Raw genomic sequence first — 18,545 nt, 5'->3', positions numbered from 1 at the left:
TTGCTGGTCGATCGGGGCTCCCCCCTTGCCTCGCGGTCCTACGATCCGGAAGATGACGAGGCTTCGGGTATCCAGACTCATCGTCGGCGCCGCGACCGTGGTCGGCCTGCTCCTGGGCGCGGGCCCCGCGGCAGCCGCACCGGCACCGGGCGCGCGGGTGACCGCGTCGCCGGACGGTTTCATGCTCGACGGTCGGGCCTGGTGGCCCACCGGGTTCAATGCCTACCAGCTCGCCACCGATTGGTCGGTGAACTGGGGATGCGGCGCCATGGTCGACCTCGACGCCTATTTCGGCGCGCTGCCGCCGAATTCGCTCACCCGATTCAATCTGTTCCAGGCGCTGGCCGTCAACCGGTTCACGGGACAACTCGACTTCGGACCGATGGATGCGGTCTTCGCGGCGGCCGAAGCGCACGATCAGATGCTGCTACCTGTCCTGGCACCTCAGGACGGTGCGTGTGAGGACGAGGTCTTCAAGGGCCGGCAGTGGTACGTCGACGGCTGGACCGAGTTCACCCCGGGCCACGAGCGGGTGGTGATGAGCTACCGGGACTGGATGCACACTGCCGTCGCCCGCTACCGGGATTCCCCCTCCCTCGCGGCGTGGGAGCTCGTCGGCGAGCCGGAGACGAGTTCCTGCACCGACGCCGCGTGCTATTGGTGGACCCGGTCGTGCGAGCCCGGGGCCGCCCAGGTGCTGCGCGACTTCTTCGATACAGCCGGTGCCGAACTGCGCGCTGTCGACCCCCGCACCTTGATCACGGCGGGGTACACCGGAGGCGGCCAGTGCGGAACCCAGGGCGACGAATACCGGTTCGTCAGCGCCTCACCGTATGTCGATGCCGTGCAGTACCACGACTACGGCGCCGACGGCGTGCCCTTGCCCGGCGATCAGTGGAACGGTCTCGCCCGGCGAGTCGCGCAGGCCACGGCCGTCGGAAAGCCGTTGCTCGTGGCGGAGATCGGTGAGCTCGCCGGATCGTGCGGATCGCTCGTCGACCGCGCCGAGCACATCACCACGAAGATCGAAGGTCAACGCGCCGCCGGCACCGCGGGTGCACTGCTGTGGGCGTTCGTACCCGACCCACGCGAGTCCGACTGCACCTTCGACATCGGGTTCGACGATCCCCTCTGGGATGTGGTCGACAACTTCGGCTTCCTGGAACCCTCCACCGCCTCGAACCCGCAGTTCTTCCCATAGATCGACGCGGGGAGGGTGCAGTCCTCACACGTCGACGGTGAAACCGAGATCCACGTCGCACGCAGCCTGCCCGCCGCGAATTCCCCAACTCGCGGCGGGGATGTCCCGGACGATGACCGTGACGTGGTCGGCGGGGATCCCCAGAACTTCGAGCCGCTCGGTGATCTCACGGTAGAGGCGCCGCTTCGCGTCCACGCTGCGCCCCGCGAAGCAGTCGACGATCACCAGGGTGTAGAGCTCGGGAGAGGTCAGGGTCGGCGGCACCGCGAAGCGTTCAGGTTCGTGCACCACAAGCCGGACGTGCTTGTCGACCTCCGGGATCCGGAAGGCAGCGACGAGCGCGTCGTGCACGGCGTCGATGATGCCGGTCTCGACCTCGCGGTCGTGGCGGGTGCGAACCTCGATGACGGTGCTGGGCATCCGACACTTCTACCGGTCGGAGGACCGCTGCGCAATGGACGGAGGCGGAATTCATCGGCGGACGGCCGAGAAATTCCTCCGCTTCTCGCCGGGGACCGCCGAGTTCGCGGCGTCGGTTCTCCGGTGGCGCCGGAGGTTACCCACGCACACCCGTCCCACGAGCGCAGGGTGGAACAGACAGCTCGGCGGATCCATCAGGCTGCTGACCCGCAGGAATCGGTCGACGACCACGGGATCGTTCTCGGCAGCGGCCAGGACACGCGCCACATACGCGTTGCCGAGTCGGGTCTGCACGCTGCGTGAACCTTCGACCTCGGGCAGCGCCAGATCCGCGCCGACCGCGAGCTGCCACGCGGCGCCGATGGGTTTCCTCGCGGCCCGGAAGAATCTGCGGGACAGGTCGTCCTCACCGCGCCGCAGGCAGTCCCGCAGCGACATCGCTTCGACGGCGGCTACCGTCATGCCCTGACCATAGACCGGATTGAAGCTGCAGATCGCATCGCCGAAGACCAGCAGTCCATCCGGGAAACGGTGCATCCGCTCATAGTGTCGCCATTGGCTGGACGGGAACTTGTGCTGCGCCAGCTCACCGAGGGGTTCGGCGGTACGGAGCGCGGCCACGACATGCTCGGGCGCGTACGCCTCCACGGCGGAGATCATGCCGTCCAGGCGCGGTGGCGGTTCACGACCAGCCATGGCGGCGACCGTGAACAGCCACGTGTCGTGCTCGTAGCCGAACAGCGCCATGCCCGCGGGGCGACCCGGCACGGCGCCGATCAACACCATCTTCTCCATCGGTGTGCCCGGCGCGAGTCGCAACAGCTGGCTGCGATACACGACGTGGACGACGACATGCTCCTCGACCGGTCGCCCGTAACCGAGTTTCTCGAGACCCGCCGGGGTGCGGGCTCCGCGCCCCATCGCGTCGACCACCAGATCCGCCGTCAGGCTCCGAACACCCTTGCGGCTGCCCACCTGCACTCCGGTGATCCGGCGGCGGTCGGGTGTCGTCGTCAGGTCGCCGACGTTGTGCCCGTCGAGGAGAGTGATGTTCGGGATGGCGCGCACGCGCCGCCGGACATGATGTTCGAGCAGCGGCCTGCTCGGCACGTAGGTGGCTCGGCGGTCGCGGAAGCGACCCGACGGCGCCAGCCGGTGGCCACCGAGGACGAAGTGCATCTCCGACAGGTCACCGTCGGCGATCACCGGTGCGCCGTCGGCGATCAGTTCGTCGAGGATACCCGGGAACAATTCGTCCATGGACCGGGCGCCGCGGGCGAGAAGCCCGTGTCCGTGCCGCCCCTGCGGTACCCCGTGGCGGTTGTCCGCACCGGTCGGGAGGACGTCGCGTTCGACGACCGTCACCGCGCGGTACGAATCGGCCAGTGCACGGGCCGCGAGCAGACCGCCGACGCTCGCGCCCAGAACGATTGCATGGTCACCGATCTTGTCCATCTCGTCATCTCCGTCGGCCGGTCGACTGTCGCGCACCTACGTGCCTGTACACGAAGTCTGGGGCGGCGATCGTCGACGGTCGCGAGTAGCGCACTACTCGATTCGGAATCCGGTTGCCCGGCCGCGGCGGCGCTGCTTCGATCGGAGCCATGAACAACCGCACACGTCTGACGCGCAAACCCGAACGCGGCACCGACGATCCCGCCGTCCTGCACCGCCTTCTCGACGAGGCCCGCATCGCGCACGTGGGATTCGTGCGTGACGGATCGCCCGTGGTGCTGCCGATGGCGATGGGACGCGACGGAGACCGGTTGCTGCTGCACGGTTCCACCGGCGCCGGGATGTTCCTCGCCGCCCGTGCCGGAATCGAGGTGTCCGTCGCGGTGACACACCTCGACGGACTCGTGTTCGCCCGGTCGGCCTTCGACCACAGCATGAACTACCGCAGTGCCGTGCTGTTCGGAGTGGCCACACCGGTCGTCCCGGACGAGAAGGAACGTGCGTTGAGGGTGGTGAGCGAACATCTGATGCCGGGACGCTGGGACGAGGTCCGGTCGCCGACCCCGAAGGAGCTGGCCGCCACCACCGTCCTGGAGGTGCCGCTCGCCGAGGCGAGCGTGAAGGTCCGGGCCGCCGGTCCGGGTGAGGATCGCGGGGACGGCGAGGACCACTCCGTGTGGGCGGGAGTGGTGCCCCTGCGTACCGTCGCCGACGATCCGATCCCGTCACCGATCACCGGTTCCGCGAGCGCACTGCCACGTTCCGTGCGCGCACTCCTGTGATCTCGTTCGGAGTGTCCGCCGTGTCCACCCCCGATTCCGGCATCGGTGATGAAAGGATGCCCGGGTCGGGGGAACAGATCGGAGTCGCCGCGAGTGCCACCAACGTCCGTGTCCGTGAAAGCCGCACGCAAGCGGCTCGGTGAACTGGTCCGAGAGGTCAACGACGACACTGTCGCCGTCGAGATCGTCGGCAAACGTGGCACGGGCGTCCTGATCTCCCAGGACCGTTACGCGGCGCTGCAGGAGGCGACCTTCCTGCTGCGCTCCCCCGAACTGATGGACAGCCTCCGCCGCGAGATGCAGCGGGCGCTGCTCGAGGACGCCGAGCCGGCGGACGAACCGCCGCTACGATCCGCTCGCCGGCGCACGAAGAACAAGAAGATGCGGAAGAAGCGCCATCGTTCCCGCTGAGCGCCGACCTGCCGAAGCGTCGTCGGTCCGTCGTCCACAACAGTTCGGGCCGGATCGACCCATCCCGTACATCTGCACACCGTCACCGACGACCACGGCCCGCCCGGCACCCGGCTCGTCCAGGGCCGGCCGAGACGGCCGACTCCCCGAGAGCGCCTGATCGAGCAGAGGTGCGCGGGATCGGACGGTCAGGTGCCGCAGAAGGTCCGGAAGGACTCGGCGAACGAACGTGGTGCCGGCGAGGCGTATTCGGCCCACTCGGCACGCATCTCGAAGGGATGCGTCACCATGTCGAGCAGTGTCGCGAACGGCGCGAGGTCACCGGCCGTCGCGGCCTTCAGAGCTGAATCGACGTGATGATTACGGGGGATGTACAGCGGGTTCACCCGGTCCATCGCCTCGGCCCGCTCTTTCGCCCCACGGTTGTCGCTCGTCGCGGCGGCGTGCCAGCGTTCGAGCCAGGGCGCTGTGCGCTCGCGCGGCACGAGCATGTCCAGGGATGCCGGATCTCCTCGCAGTTCGTCGGCGAGGGCACGGAAGGTCGCGGTCCAGTCGGCGCCGTGCTCTTCCAGCAGGGCCAGCAGATCGTCGACCGAGACCCGGTCGAGCGCGTCCTCGGAGAGGCCGAGCTTCGCCGCCATACCGACCCGGTAATGGTGCTCGTAGCGAGCGTCGAAACTGTCGAGAACCGCGGTGACGGCGCCGATCGCCGCGTCCGGGGTGGAATCGACCAATGTGAGCAGGGTTTCGGCGAGACGTGCCAGATTCCACTTCAGGACGGCAGGCTGGTTGCCGAAGGCGTAGCGCCCACTGTGGTCGATGGAACTGAACACTGCGGCCAGATCGAAGGCGTCGACGAAGGCACACGGACCGTAGTCGATGGTCTCTCCCGAGATGGTGGTGTTGTCGGTGTTCATCACGCCGTGGACGAAACCGACGAGCATCCACTGCGCGACCAACGCCGCCTGGGCCTCGACCACGGCGGCGAAGAAGCCCAGGTAGCGGTTGTCCTCGCCGGTCTCCGGCCGGTCGAGCAGGTGCGGATAGTGCCGGGCGATCGCGTGGTCGGCAAGCGAGCGCACGATCTCGCCCCGTCGCACCGCGAACTCGAAGGTCCCCACCCGCAGGTGACTGGACGCGACCCGGGCCAGCACCGCTCCGGGCTCGACACCCTCGCGGTACACCGACCGGCCGGTCGCCACCACCGACAACGAACGGGTGGTCGGGATACCGAGCGCGTGCATGGCCTCGCTCACGAGATATTCGCGCAGCATCGGCCCGACAACCGCGAAACCGTCCCCGCCCCTGGAGAACGGCGTAGGGCCCGAACCCTTGAGATGCAGGTCGGCACGTCGGCCGTCCCCGTCGACGAGTTCGCCGAGCAGCAACGCGCGACCGTCGCCGAGCAGCGGGGCGTATCCGCCGAACTGGTGACCGGCATACGCCATCGCGACAGGCTTGGCGCCGACCGGCACCGCCGAGCCTGCCAATACGGCTACCCCGTCGGCGCTGCGCAAGGCCGCCACGTCCAGGCCCAGTGACACCGCGAGCTCCTCGTTGAGCGCGAGCAGTTCGGGCTCGGGCGCCTCGGTGCCCTGCCACGGCACCGACAAGCCACTCAACTCGTCGGCGAAGGAACTACCGAGACCGGATATCGTGGTGTTCGTGCCGACGGGGAAATCCGGAATCGCAGTCATCCCTCGAGGGTAACCGTGTGACTCCGCCGCCTGTCGCGGGCGAATGGAACGCCGGTGCACCCCGGTCACCGGCGGCGCATCATTTCGCCCCGGACCGGGTATCCGCCCCCGTGCATCCCGACCCGGACGATCCTGGCCGCCCCTCCCGGCAGATCCGGATCCGCGACGTCGCCGAGCACCTCCGCGATGTCTTGCGGGCCGGGCCGCCGGACGGTCACGACCGCGTGATCACCGGGATCAGCGACGACTCCCGGACGGTGCAGCCGGGCGATCTGTACGTAGCGTTGCCCGGGCATCACGTCCACGGCCTGGACTTCGCGGCCGAAGCCGGCTCCCGCGGTGCGGTCGCGGGGCTCAGCGACCGGCCGTCGCATCTGCTGCCGACGTTCGTCGTCGATCGGCCTCGCGACGTGGTCGGTCCGCTGGCGTCGTGGATCCTCGGTCATCCCTCCCACGACCTGCAGGTCCACGGCATCACCGGCACCAACGGCAAGACGAGCGCGACCTATCTCCTCGACACCGCGCTCTCCGCGAACGGTGTCGTGACGGGCATGATCGGCGGTGTCGTCGTCCGCGGTCCCACCGGGGTTCGGGCCGCAACCCGCACGACCCCCGAAGCCGCGGTGGTGCACCGAACCCTCGCCGAGTTCCGCGACCAGGCTGTGCAGGCGGTGACGCTCGAGGTGTCTTCGCACGGCATCAGTCAGGGCCGCATCGACGGTGTGCGGTTCCGCACCGTCGCTTTCACCAATCTCGGACCCGACCACCTCGACTTCCACCACACGATGGAGCAGTACTTCGCCGCCAAGGCGGCACTGTTCACCGCGGATCGCGCGCAGGCCGCCGTGGTGAACATCGACGACGAGTACGGCCGACGCTTGGCGGCGTCGGCCGAGGTACCGGTGTGGACGCACTCGACCCGCGATGCCCGCGCCGACATATACGCGGACACGATCCGGTGCGACCTCCACGGCACCACCTTCACCGTGCACACGCCGGCCGGACGTGCGCCGGTGCGACTGTCTCTGCTCGGACCCCACCAGGTGGCCAATGCGCTGACGGCGCTCACCTCGGTGGCCGCCGCCGACGGAGACGTCCTGCACGCCGCGGCGGGTCTGGAAACGCTCGCGGGTGTGCCCGGACGACTCGAACGCGTCGACGCCGGTGAAGGCGTTCTCGCGTTGGTCGACTACATGCACAACACGTCCGGGCAACGCGAACTGTTGCCGTTCCTCCGCTCGCTCGCTCCCGAGCGGCGGCTGGTTCTCGTCATCAGTGCGACCGGGGAGCGCGATCCCGCCAAGCGATTTCCGCTCGGCCACACCGCGGCGACCTACGCCGACGTCGTGGTCGTCACCGACGACAGTCCGCTCTCCGAAGACCCGCGCATTCTCCGGGAAGCGGTCGCCGAGGGTGCGCATGCCGCGCACGGTGCCCGCGTCGTCGTCGAACCCGACCGTCGCCGCGCCTTCGAGATCGCCGTCTCCCACACCGGTCCCGGAGATGTCGTCGTCGTGGCCGGGAGGGGATGCGAGCCACGCCTGGTCTCCGGGGAGAGGATTCAGTTGTTCGACGACCGGGACGAACTGCGGCGCGCGCTGCACCGCACGCACCGGAGGTCCACCTCGCGCGTGCCCCGCTGCTGAGGACTGCCGGGTTCCTAGGCCTGCAGGCCGGGGTGCCCGGACAGGATCGTGAACGACGCCTTCGTCGACACCGGCGCATCCGGTTCGGTGACCGTGTCCAGCACCCGGAAGTCGGCGTGCACGGCATCCGGGGTGATCGTGGTGCGCACATAGCCGCGGCGATCGTTGTAGAACCTCAGATGCGGGTTCGCCTGCATATGGCCGATCTGTGTCGCGCCGGTACCGTTGCCGTTCGACGTGATCGACGTGCACACCAGTTCCGAACCCACCACCGGGGCATCGGGGTCGGCGAAGTCGGCCTTGATGTCGTTGGCCCAGTGCCGGTGCACGTCGCCGGTGAGGACCACGGCGTTGCGTACCGGCGAGTCCACCCAGCCCTGCGTGATCCGGCGCCGCGAGGCGGCGTATCCGTCCCAGCCGTCCATGCTCACCTCGTCGGTGTCGGGGCTCGGATCCCTGTCCTGTTCGGCGAAGAACACCTGCTGGCCGAGGAAATCCCACTGCGCGGTGGAGGTGCGGAAGCCGTCGAGCAACCACTGTTCCTGTTCGGTTCCGGTGAGTGTTCGTGCCTCATCGTGACGTTCTACAGCGTTCTTCTTCCAGCCGTCGCCGGCGGCCTGGTCGTCGCGGTACTGCCGGGTGTCGAGCATGTGGAAGTTGGCGAGATTCCCCCACCGGACCCGCCGGAAGATCTTCATGTCGTGTCCCGAGGGCGCCGACGAGGGTCGCAGCGGCATGTTCTCGTAGTAAGCCTGGAAGGCAGCTGCGCGGCGGGCGAGGAAGTTCTCGGTGGTGTCGTTACCCTCAGCGGCATCGGCATTCTCCGGAACGGGACCGGCCCAATTGTTGTCGACCTCGTGGTCGTCCCACACGACCAGCCAGGGCGCGACTGCATGGGCCGCCTGCAGATCGGCGTCGGCTTTGTACTGCGCGTGACGTTGACGGTAGTTCGCCAGGGTGACGGTCTCGGGCCCGTCGAACGAACGCACGAGACCGGTGTCGCTCGTGTAGTCACCGCTGATGTACTCGTACTGATAATCCCCGAGGTGCAGAACGAGATCCGGATCGTCCTCCGCCATGCGCCGGTAGGCGGTGAAGTAACCGTGTTCGTACTGGGCGCAACTCGCGAACGCCATCGTGAGGGCGGCCGGGATCTCGGTGGCGGCCGGTGTCGTCAGTGCCCGCCCCACCGCGCTCATATGGTTGCCGGTGCGGAACCGGTAGAAGTACTCCCGCCCGGGGCGCAGCCCGAACAGTTCGACGTGGACGGAGTGGGCGCTGTCGGGGACGGCCTGTTCGGTGCCGCGTGCGACGACGCGGGTCATCTTCTCGTCTTCCGCGACTTCCCATTGCACCGGAACGTTCCGATTCGGCATTCCACCGAGTCCGTCCTCGGCAATCGGGTCGAGGGCGAGCCGCGTCCAGATGACGAATCCGTCCGGCGCGGGGTCGCCGGAGGCGACACCCAGCAAAAAGGGGTCGCCCTTCACTCCCGGTGCGGAGGCGCGCCCGTATCCGGTGACGCCGATGGAGGTAGCTGCGGTGACGACGGTGATTCCGAGTCCGGCCGTGAGGAACGATCTACGCGACAAAGGCATGGCCACGAAAGGTAATGGTCGAATCTCTTTCTCACGGAATGCGTTACCGAACGCGGGGAGAACTCTCGGAAACATTTGGGGATTCGCCGACAGGGGTGGGCACAATCGCCTCGAGGTCTACGATGAGGAGGGCTTCGGACGGAGGAAACTGTCATGGCTTTTCCTGCACTCACCCACGTCGCCGTCACCGTCTCGGATCTGGCTGCGAGCACCGCGTGGTACTCGAATCTCTTCGACGCCATGCCCGCCCTCGACGAGGACGACGAATCGGGCACCTTCCACCACGCGGTCTTCGCGCTCGACGGCGGCACGCTGTTCGGCTTGCACACCCATTCCGGGTCGCCACCGCAGGGGTCTTTCGACGAACGGAACACGGGGCTCGACCATATCGCGTTCGGTTGCACGGCGAGCGAGCTCGAGAAGTGGCGCGAGCGGCTCGACAGTCTAGGAATCCCGCACGGGGACATCAAGAACGCGGCGTACGGCTCCGGGCTGTCGTTCCGCGATCCCGACAACATCGCGCTCGAATTCTTCGCGCCACCGAGCTGATCGTCCCTGCACGTCGGTGGATATCCACCGCGGCTACATACTCTCCGGCGTCATCTCCGCCGCGGACGATAGATCGACGTCGCCCACCGAACAGCGTCCTCGAGTCGCCGTTCGCTCATCTCGAACACGTCGTCGAACTCCGGCTTCACCGACTCACACGGGCAGTAACCGTTGGCAGGGCCGGCGCAGGTGGAGAGGACGGCCCCACCATCGACGACGAAGGCCTCGGAGTAGATCTCGCATGCGAGTCACCGATTCGCCAGGACCCTGTGGGTAGCCTTCACTTCGTACACCTTCATCACCTCCTCGCAGGCCCGAATGTTCGAACCGGTACTTCGCAAACTTGCAGACCCCCGCTGCGAACCTCTCGAGTCGAATAGTCGCGCCCGCCGACCGATTGTCCGGCCGCGCGTCTCTCGGCGTCACTCTGCATCGCGTCTCGCAGGCAGCCATGGGAGCGAGGCCGAGCAGTTGCAGCGAGTTTCCGACAATGCGACGGCATGTACGCCGTACCGCACCGACTCGGCGAGCAACGCGTTCAAGAGCGGTATCTGTCGCGGAACACCGGCATTTCTACGCCACGGACCTGTTCCTCGACGAGTTCGAAGGGAGCATCCGGCGCAGTGGCTTCCGCACGCGCGTCGAGAGACCGGTGGAGGTCGAGCATCCATCACGCCTTTCCGAAGAAGGTTCGATCTGCACGGGCCGTCGCTTCTCGGACACCGGTGCCGACCGATCACCGTCGATGTTCGACGGGCCGGCCGTTCACCGCGCAGCCACTCTCCGAGCGGCCACCGAGCTGTTCATTGCATCCGTCGTCGTAGGTCGTCGATGTCGAGAGCTTGTTCTTGATATCGGGGCGATGCTCACGCTGTGGTTCAGGTCTCACTGGGCGGCAGCACAGCGTCGGGTTGCAGTGACTTCGGGCGTCCGCAACACAACCGGCGGAAGACCGCCGATGATGGACTCCGGGTAGCGACTCGTCGAGAACTGTTCCTGGACTTGAACTCCCCGGCCATCCCACCCGAATCCTGGCTACCGGGAATGCAACCGAAGTGATGGCGACCACCTGACTACTCTTCCACCGACAAGCTCCTGCCTCACACCGAAGGCCGAGCGTGACGGCGAGTAGTGGAGAGCTTTCAGATGAGTGAACTGGACGGGAAGATCGCGCTCATTACCGGCGCAGGCCAGGGTGTCGGGCAGGGAATTGCGTTTGCGTTGGCCAAGCAGGGCGCGTCGATCGCGGTGGTCGGTCGCACCGAATCGAAGTTGATCGAGACCTGCGAGCAAATCCGGCAGTTCGGTGGTCGGGGCGAGCCGATCGTCGCCGACATTGCGGACGGCGACCAGATCACGAAGTCGGTCGCCGAAACGGTCGACTTGTTCGGTGGCATCGACATCCTGGTCAACAATGCCAGTCTCAATCCGCTCGGCGACATCCTCGACCTCGATCCCGAGAGACTTGCGGCCGGGCTGAACTCAGGTCCTGTGGCGACGTTGCGAACCATGCAAGCCTGCTATCCGCACATGAAGGCACGCGGTGGCGGAGCGGTGGTCAACATGGTCAGTTCCGTCGCAGTGCGCTGGGACGCCAGCAACTACGGTGGTTACGCGGCCGTCAAAGAGAGTGTGCGCGCTTTGACGCGAGCGGCCGCGTGCGAGTGGGGCAAGGACGGCATCCGGGTCAACGCAGTCGCCCCACACGCCCGGACACCAGGCCTCGAGCGATGGATCGCCGCCCGTCCCGAGGAGGCGGCAGCATTCATTGCGAGCATTCCGATGCGGAGAATCGGTGATGCCGAAAGCGATATCGGCCGGGCAGTGGCATTTCTGGTCGGCCCGGATGCCGGATACCTCACCGGTGCGACGATTCCGCTCGACGGCGGCCAGTCCCGCTGGGGCTGACCCTGGAAGGGTCGCCGTTCGACCGGCGGTGTCGAGGCAGATGGCGCTGCCCCCGTCGAGAGGATCAAGTCGAGTCGCGGATAGCGGTGTAACGCGGCCCTCGCACCCCCGGCTCTGATGGGGGCCGCTTCCGGCGAACATGTCCCGGTCTGCCGTCATCGGGTAGGTTGTCGTCGCCGGCGCGCCGATCATCATCGTCGGACAGGTCCGTTCTGCACGTATGTTCAGCGCTCGGTTTCGAATGCCGGTCTTCAAGAGTCGGGTTGTCACCTGACCGTCGCCCCTGATGTCGTGACGAGATCTTTGACGATAGATGGAATGGGAAGTGCTATGGCAACGCCAGACGAAGAAAAGAATGTCGTACTGCTCCACCGCGATGGACCCGTAGGAGTTATCACCCTGAATCGGCCGCAGGTGCTCAATGCCGTCAACGCTGCGGTGTCCGATGCACTGGGCGCTGCTCTCGACGAGATCGATCGTGACCCCGACCTGCGAGTCGGCGTCCTGACGGGATCGGGACGGGCGTTCTGTGCCGGTGCCGATCTGAAGGCCTTTGCCGATGGCGGATCCGTACTGCCGACGAACCATCCCGAGTGGGGATTTGCCGGCTTGGTCGAGCACTACGTGTCCAAGCCCCTGATCGCCGCCGTCAACGGCGTGGCGGCCGGCGGCGGTACCGAAATCGTGCTCGCCTGTGACCTCGCCGTGCTCAGTTCTGAGGCCACGCTCGGATTGCCGGAGGTCAAACGCGGTCTCATCGCCGGAGGCGGTGGGCTCATCCGCCTCCCCAATCAGATCCCTCCCAAGATCGCTGCGCACGCAGTATTCACCGGCGAACCGATCTCGGCCGAGACGGCACTTCGCTGGGGGTTGGCCAACGTCGTCGTTTCACCCTCGGAAGTGCTGCCCGAAGCCTTACGTCTGGCCCACGCCATCGCTGCCAACGCACCCATCGCGGTACAGGCGAGCAAGAAGATCATTTCGCAGGGACAAGCGTCCGGACTCGAAAACACGATCTGGAAAGTCAATTCGGCCGAGTCCGACGCCGTGTGCGCCAGTGAGGACGCGCTGGAAGGCGCCGCCGCGTTCACCGAGAAACGACCGCCCGTGTGGCGGAACTGCTGACCGCACAACGTCCTGCTGCGCACCCGTTCGTGAAACGCCTCGGAGTCGCGAGGAGGCACCACGACTCCGAGGCGAGCGACGTCCGCTCCCCAGGATTCCCTCGCCGTTGAACGAATCGAGCGGCGCGACCGACCGATCGGGAGTCGTGGTCTCAGTGTCGATTCGGCAGAATCAAGCTGTCCATGACGGACGTGTCGCGCACTTCCTACTTCCGTCCTACTCGGGAATGTACCCGCACGTGTTCGACCCTCGAGGTCCCATCGGCATGTCGGCCTTCGAGGTCGTCCCCAGCAGGTCGTCGTCCGAGGCCGACGTGGAAACTGGTCGATACCTTCCCGACTACGTGAACTCTCGCAGACCGCACTGCCGGATGCAGCGCTTCATACTTTCCTCAGGGACGGCTACAGCAAAGCCGGCGCCGAAGCGCCTGCCGTCCTCCCTCTCCGCAGGGGCGCCACTGCGCCTGTGCCCTCGGCATGGGATGCAGACCACAGACGCTTTCTATCGGGTCGACGGTCCTCTCAGCACACCCGACAACCGGTAAACGCAGTCGTTCTGATCACCGACGGTGCACCCTGCGCCGGCAGGTCACACCGACGAGCTGGATCGTCGAGAACAGGCTCTACAGCAACCGTCGACACCGATCCCGACTGCCTTCCATCACGCCGAACTCGTTCCGAAACAGCCGGTGAGTAAGTGTTATCGAGACCAGATCGGGATCGGTCGGCGTGCGCGGTCCTTATCGGGGCAATCCGAGTACGCGACGGGCGATCACGTTGAGCTGAATCTCGATGGTACCGCCGCCGAACAGGACTGCAGGCAGGCCGATGTGGTCGATCATGTGCCCGTCGTCGTCGACGGCTCCGGCCGGGCCGAGTAGCGAGACAAGCGCTCGCGAACCGTCCCGTTGCGCGATCGCACTGAAAACTTTCTGCACGCTGATCTCCGCGCCGACGTCGAGACCCGACAGACGACCCTGCACGCTGCGCAAGTTCATTGCCGACAAGGCCATCTCGCGGGCGGTGCTACGCCCGAGAGTACGCAGCGCCGCGTCGTCTCCTGCGGCATGCCGGCCGGACTCGACGAGACCGCGTACGCGTGCGGCGGAGCCGTGCGCGAGTTCGGTCCCCATGTTGAGTCTCTCGTTGGCCAGCGTCGTGGCCGCGAGCCGCCAGCCCTGACCCGGTTCGGCGACGAGGCAGTCGTCGGGCACGAAGACATCGTCGAAGAACACCTCGTTGAACTCGGCTTTTCCGGTCGCCTGTCGCAGCGGCCGCACATCGAGTCCCTCGCTCTGCATGTCGATGAGGAAGTAGGAGATGCCTTCGTGTTTCGGCACATCGGGATTCGTTCGCGCCAGACAGATACCCCAGTCAGCCTGATGCGCAAGCGAATTCCATACCTTCTGACCCGCGATCACCCAGCCGCCGTCCACCTTGCGGGCGCGGGTGGACAATCCTGCCAGGTCCGAGCCGGCGCCCGGCTCGCTGAACAACTGACACCAGACGATCTCGCTCCGGAGCGTGGGAGCAACGAACCGCCGCTGTTGGTCCTCGGTGCCGTGGAGCAACAGTGTCGGCAGGACCCATTCCCCGATCACAGTGGTGGGTTGTTCGAGTCCGCGGCGCGCGAATTCGTCCGCGATCACGGCCTGTTCGTGCGGCGTGGCTGCCAACCCGTACGGCAGGGGGTAGTGCGGCGCGACGAAACCGGCCTCGGCCAATCGGGCTCGGCGTGCACCGCCGCGCGCCGGCGCCCACCCCTCGGTGTACACCGCGTCGTCCGGAAGCGAGAGCACTTCGTCGAGGACCTCCCCGACGCGCTCTCGCAGTTCCGGAAGGGCGTCCGTACCGACCAGCGAGAAATCGCGAGCGCTAGACATCGCGAGCTCGCCGAGCCGGCGGGCCCAGACCTCTTCCGGGCCGACGATCGAGGTGATCGACAGCGCTCGCCGCCAGTACAGGTGCGCGTCATGCTCCCAGGTGAAGCCGATACCGCCGAGCAGAGTGACACACTCCAGAGCGATGTCGACGGCAGCCGGCACAGCCGTCACGGCTGCCTGTGCGGCCGCGAGCCGCTGCTGTTCTCGACCGTGCAGTTCCGATCGCGCGGCATCCCATGCAGCGGCAGCAGCGATGTCACGCCGTACCAGCATCATCGCCGCCTTGTGCTGCACGGCTTGGAAGCTCCCCACCGGCCGGCCGAACTGGTGCCGGTTGCGGACGTGGTCGACGGCCGTGTCCAGCGCCCACGCTGCGATCCCGGCGGCCTCGGCACCGAGCAAGGTGTTGACGATCAGGTGCACATCGTCCCTCTCGACCGGCGGCAGCAGGTGCTCGGCGTTCACCACCTCGCCGGAGAGTCGCAACCGCCCGATCGATCGAGTGAGGTCCACACCCTCGGCAACTTCGATCTCTCCGGCAGTCGAGGGAAGCCGGAACCACACCCACGCGCCATCGGCGGTGGTGGCACACACGATCACCTCGTCGGCGCCCGGCAATCCGAGCACCGGTTCGGAAAGGCCCGTTACCGTCCATCCCTGCTCGACGGGCGTCGCGACGAGTCCGGGCACGGTAACTGCGGCACCGGTCGCACCGTCGACGAACCGGCGCAGGAGATCCGTGACGACCTCGCCCGAAGGGAGTGTGGCGATCAGTGCGCTGGCGATGACGGTAGGTACCCACGGACCCGGCGCAAGGGCACGACCGAACTGCTCGGCCACGACGGCGAGCTCCGGGAGACCGGCGCCGGCACCGTGATCTTCCTCGGCCAGATGCAAAGCATGCAGGCCTTGCTGGACGCATGCGTCCCAGATCTCGGGCCGTTTCCCCTCCGCAAGTTCCGCGAATGTCTCACGGGTGCGTGCGATCGGTGCGTGACGGCGGGCCACGCCGGCAACGGCGTCGGCAAGGTCACGATGGTCTGCGTCAAGAGCGATGGCCATGTCTACATCCGTTCCAGAATTACGCACGTGGTGGCTGCGGAGGCACAGATGGCGATCATCGCGATCTCCTTGTCCCGACGCTCGAGCTCGTCGATTGCCGTGGCCAGCAAACGAATACCCGTTGCGCCTGCTGGATGACCGAGAGCAATGGCACCACCGCCGACATTGAGCACCCCCGGATCGACCTTGTGGACCTGTGCGAACGACATGGGCACGGCAGCGAATGCTTCGTTGACCTCGAACAGGTCCACGTCGGCGACGGTCATCCCTGTGCGCTCGAACAGGGTATGCGCCGCGGCAACCGGGCCGTCCAGCATGAACTCGGTATCGCCGCCGATGACACACTGCGCGAGCAATCTGGCCCGCGGCCTCACGCCGAGGTCACGAGCCTTGTTCTCGGACATCAGCACGGCTGCGCTCGCACCGTCGGACACCTGCGACGACGTGCCGGCGGTGTGGAGGCCGCCGTCGATCGTGGGGCGCAGCCGGGCAAGCGCCTCCATGCTCGTCTCGCGCAGGCCCTGATCCTGGGTGACTCGCGTACCGAGCCCGTCGCCGGGGATTGCGACAGGAATGATCTGCCGATCGAACCAACCGTTGTCCCAGGCGGCGCGAGCGCGGTGCTGCGAACGCAGTCCGAATTGGTCGAGTTCCTCGCGCGTGAACCCACGGTGTCGCGCGATCCGATCGGCGGCAGTGTACTGATCGGGCATGTCCACCGACCAGGTCTCCGGTCGAGGCGTCCCGGCTCCGGTCCCGACCTTGGCGGTCAGCGGTACCCGCGACATCAGTTCGACGCCACACGCCAACCCCACCTCGAGGGTGCCGAGGGCGATCTGACCGGCGACGAGAAGAACCGACTGAAGGGCGGTGCTGCACTGGGCGTCGATCGTGGATGCCCCTGTATGTGAGGGTAGACCGGCATGCATCCACGCGGTGCGGGTGATGTTGCCGAACTGCTCTCCGATCGGAGTGACACATCCGCCGACAGCCTGCTCGACGAGGGAAGGATCCAGATCGAGTCGGTCGAGCACTCCGCGCTGCGCCAGCCCGAGCAATTCAGCGGCGTGCAGACCGGAGACCCAGCCGTCGCGCTTGCCGAACGAGGTGCGCGCGGCATCGACAATCACGGGTTTCATTTGCAGAACCTCTCTCTGTGAATCTTCCTGGAGCAGTGCAAAAGACGTGGATGTAGTTCTTCGGTTACAGGGGCCGGAGCCACCGACCGGACGCTGCCACGCGTGCGCGAAATCGGTCGGACCACGTCGGCGCCGAGGAGGCAACGCGCTCGATCAGCGACCTGATCCCCTACGCGACCGCTCTTCTACTCGGCTCCGAAGCGCTGTTCTCTGGAACAATTGTCCTGCAGCAGTTGGCTATTACAAATCGGGGCCGAGATTACGCGTTCGTGTAGACGCTGCCCCGCCGGATCATCAACGTCAAGCCGATCGTCAGCAAGCCTGCAAGAATCATCATGGTGGCAACCAGATTCAACCCGCCGACGGCGCCGGCTGCTGTCGATGCCAGCAGCACCGTTGCGACCGAGGTGCCGATTCCTTGACCGGCGGTGCGCAGCACCGCGTTGGTGCCGGTCGCCTCGCTGGTGTTGCTTTCCGGAACCGCCTCGATGATGAGGTTCGGGAGTGCGGTGTAGGCGAATGCGGTCGCGACCGAGACGGTGATGATCATCGCGGTCATGCCGACGATCGAGTCGTGGAATACGATGATCATCGCGCTACCGATGGTGAACAGGGCTGAACCGAGCAGCATCGATACCCGCGAACCCACAGCGCGCGTGATGCGCCCGCTCAGCGGAGTGCAGACGAAGCCGAACATCGAACCGATGAACGACAGCCAACCGGCATTGGTCGCCGAGACGCCCAAGCCGAACGGTCCTGTGGTCGGAGACTGCAGGACCAGCGGAATGATCATCGTACTGATACCCATCGGGCCGGCGGCGATCACCACCGTCGCACACATCGTGAGCGCAAACTTACGGTCCGCGAACATCCGGACGTTGACGATCGGATCGGTCACGCGCAGTTCCCACATCACCCACAGCGCAAGGACTCCGGAGCCACCGAGCACGAGACCGAGCGTGCGGAGATCACTCCAACCCCATGCGCCGGCTTTGTTGATGCCGAGCAGTACCGCCGCGATGGCAGGGGCGAACGTGATCGCACCGACGTAGTCGACTCGTTGCGTGGTGGCGGTAGGAACCTGCCAGGGCAGGACGAACAGCACCAGAAGGAGAGCAAAGATTGCGTACACCGCCGCCACGATGAAGATCATGTGCCAGCTCGCATAGTCGATCATGACACCGGCGACGAGCAGCGAGGCCGAGCCTGCGGCAATCGCCGAGCCGGAGATGAGAGCAATGGCAACGGGCACCTTCACGGTCGGAAGGTGCGCACGGGCCACCCCGATACACAACGGGAGAATTGCGCCTGCGACACCCTGTATGGCGCGGCCGACGATGATACTGCCGATGCTGTCGCCGATCGCACTGATGAACGAGCCGACGGCGGCGGCGGCAAGCAACACCACGAGCACACGCTCGCGCCCGTACATATCACCCAGACGTCCACACACTGCAGCGGACGCGGCAGCGACGAGAAGGAAGGCAGTCACCGCCCAACCCACGGTGGCGGCGTCGCTGTCGAACTCACGAATGAATGTCGGAATTGCGGCGAAGACCATCGACGTCTCGAAGGCGCTGATGATCTCGACCGGGTTGCGTCCATGAAGATGGTGTACGAACCGCAGCCGAATGACACTGCGGGCGTGTCGTAACCGAACGAAAGACGGT

The 18,545-nt window shown here is 66.5% G+C and carries 14 protein-coding genes; 7 read left to right on the top strand and 7 right to left on the bottom strand.

Going from position 1 to position 18,545, the window contains the following annotated elements:
* Positions 1-52: 52 nt before the first annotated feature.
* Positions 53-1,201, top strand: a complete 1,149-nt coding sequence (locus tag PV766_RS12505; protein ID WP_064064827.1) for a hypothetical protein — start codon at positions 53-55, stop codon at positions 1,199-1,201.
* Positions 1,202-1,225: 24 nt separating this feature from the next.
* On the opposite strand, the gene PV766_RS12500 is transcribed toward PV766_RS12505, so the two are convergent.
* Positions 1,226-1,621, bottom strand: a complete 396-nt coding sequence (locus tag PV766_RS12500; RefSeq protein ID WP_421097117.1) for a tautomerase family protein — start codon at positions 1,619-1,621, stop codon at positions 1,226-1,228.
* Between the two features lie 51 nt (positions 1,622-1,672).
* Complete coding sequence (locus PV766_RS12495; RefSeq protein WP_421097116.1) at positions 1,673-3,076, bottom strand: FAD-dependent oxidoreductase; 1,404 nt, start codon at positions 3,074-3,076, stop codon at positions 1,673-1,675.
* Between the two features lie 149 nt (positions 3,077-3,225).
* On the opposite strand from PV766_RS12495, the gene PV766_RS12490 reads away from it, so the two are divergent.
* Together PV766_RS12490 and PV766_RS12485 are read left to right on the top strand one after the other, a co-directional pair.
* On the top strand, positions 3,226-3,858 hold the full coding sequence (locus tag PV766_RS12490; RefSeq protein ID WP_421097115.1) for a pyridoxamine 5'-phosphate oxidase family protein: 633 nt from the start codon (positions 3,226-3,228) through the stop codon (positions 3,856-3,858).
* A 114-nt stretch (positions 3,859-3,972) separates the two neighbouring features.
* A complete protein-coding gene (locus PV766_RS12485) occupies positions 3,973-4,269 on the top strand; it encodes a type II toxin-antitoxin system Phd/YefM family antitoxin (RefSeq protein WP_421097114.1) in 297 nt (98 codons plus the stop codon).
* Positions 4,270-4,457: 188 nt separating this feature from the next.
* On the opposite strand, the gene PV766_RS12480 is transcribed toward PV766_RS12485, so the two are convergent.
* Positions 4,458-5,966 carry a protein adenylyltransferase SelO gene (locus PV766_RS12480; protein WP_421097113.1) on the bottom strand — a complete coding sequence of 503 codons (1,509 nt, stop codon included), beginning with the start codon at positions 5,964-5,966 and terminating at the stop codon, positions 4,458-4,460.
* 17 nt (positions 5,967-5,983) lie between these two features.
* On the opposite strand from PV766_RS12480, the gene PV766_RS12475 reads away from it, so the two are divergent.
* Positions 5,984-7,612, top strand: a complete 1,629-nt coding sequence (locus PV766_RS12475) for a Mur ligase family protein (protein WP_421097112.1) — start codon at positions 5,984-5,986, stop codon at positions 7,610-7,612.
* Between the two features lie 14 nt (positions 7,613-7,626).
* Here PV766_RS12475 and PV766_RS12470 read toward each other — a convergent pair whose 3' ends face one another.
* On the bottom strand, positions 7,627-9,210 hold the full coding sequence (locus PV766_RS12470; RefSeq protein WP_421097111.1) for an alkaline phosphatase D family protein: 1,584 nt from the start codon (positions 9,208-9,210) through the stop codon (positions 7,627-7,629).
* 153 nt (positions 9,211-9,363) lie between these two features.
* Here PV766_RS12470 and PV766_RS12465 point away from each other — a divergent pair, with 153 nt between their 5' ends.
* From PV766_RS12465 to PV766_RS12455, 3 genes are all read left to right on the top strand, one after another.
* Positions 9,364-9,759: a VOC family protein gene (locus PV766_RS12465; protein WP_064064833.1), complete on the top strand. Its 396-nt coding sequence runs from the start codon at positions 9,364-9,366 to the stop codon at positions 9,757-9,759.
* A gap of 1,146 nt (positions 9,760-10,905) precedes the next feature.
* Positions 10,906-11,667, top strand: coding sequence for an SDR family NAD(P)-dependent oxidoreductase (locus PV766_RS12460; protein ID WP_421097110.1), 762 nt, complete (start codon positions 10,906-10,908; stop codon positions 11,665-11,667).
* A gap of 330 nt (positions 11,668-11,997) precedes the next feature.
* Complete coding sequence (locus tag PV766_RS12455; protein ID WP_115311451.1) at positions 11,998-12,792, top strand: crotonase/enoyl-CoA hydratase family protein; 795 nt, start codon at positions 11,998-12,000, stop codon at positions 12,790-12,792.
* A 739-nt stretch (positions 12,793-13,531) separates the two neighbouring features.
* Here PV766_RS12455 and PV766_RS12450 read toward each other — a convergent pair.
* The 3 genes from PV766_RS12450 to PV766_RS12440 all read right to left on the bottom strand — a co-directional run bounded on the left by PV766_RS12450 (position 13,532) and on the right by PV766_RS12440 (position 18,436).
* Entirely contained in the window at positions 13,532-15,736 is a 2,205-nt protein-coding gene (locus PV766_RS12450) for an acyl-CoA dehydrogenase family protein (protein ID WP_421097109.1), read from the bottom strand.
* Positions 15,737-15,738: 2 nt separating this feature from the next.
* Positions 15,739-16,875, bottom strand: a complete 1,137-nt coding sequence (locus PV766_RS12445) for a steroid 3-ketoacyl-CoA thiolase (protein ID WP_421097108.1) — start codon at positions 16,873-16,875, stop codon at positions 15,739-15,741.
* A 259-nt stretch (positions 16,876-17,134) separates the two neighbouring features.
* Positions 17,135-18,436, bottom strand: a complete 1,302-nt coding sequence (locus tag PV766_RS12440; protein WP_064064983.1) for an MFS transporter — start codon at positions 18,434-18,436, stop codon at positions 17,135-17,137.
* Positions 18,437-18,545 lie beyond the last annotated feature (109 nt).

The sequence above is a fragment of the Rhodococcus sp. As11 genome (assembly GCF_048957735.1).
GTDB lineage: Bacteria > Actinomycetota > Actinomycetes > Mycobacteriales > Mycobacteriaceae > Rhodococcus > Rhodococcus gordoniae.
This window is presented reverse-complemented; position numbering and strand designations above follow the sequence as displayed.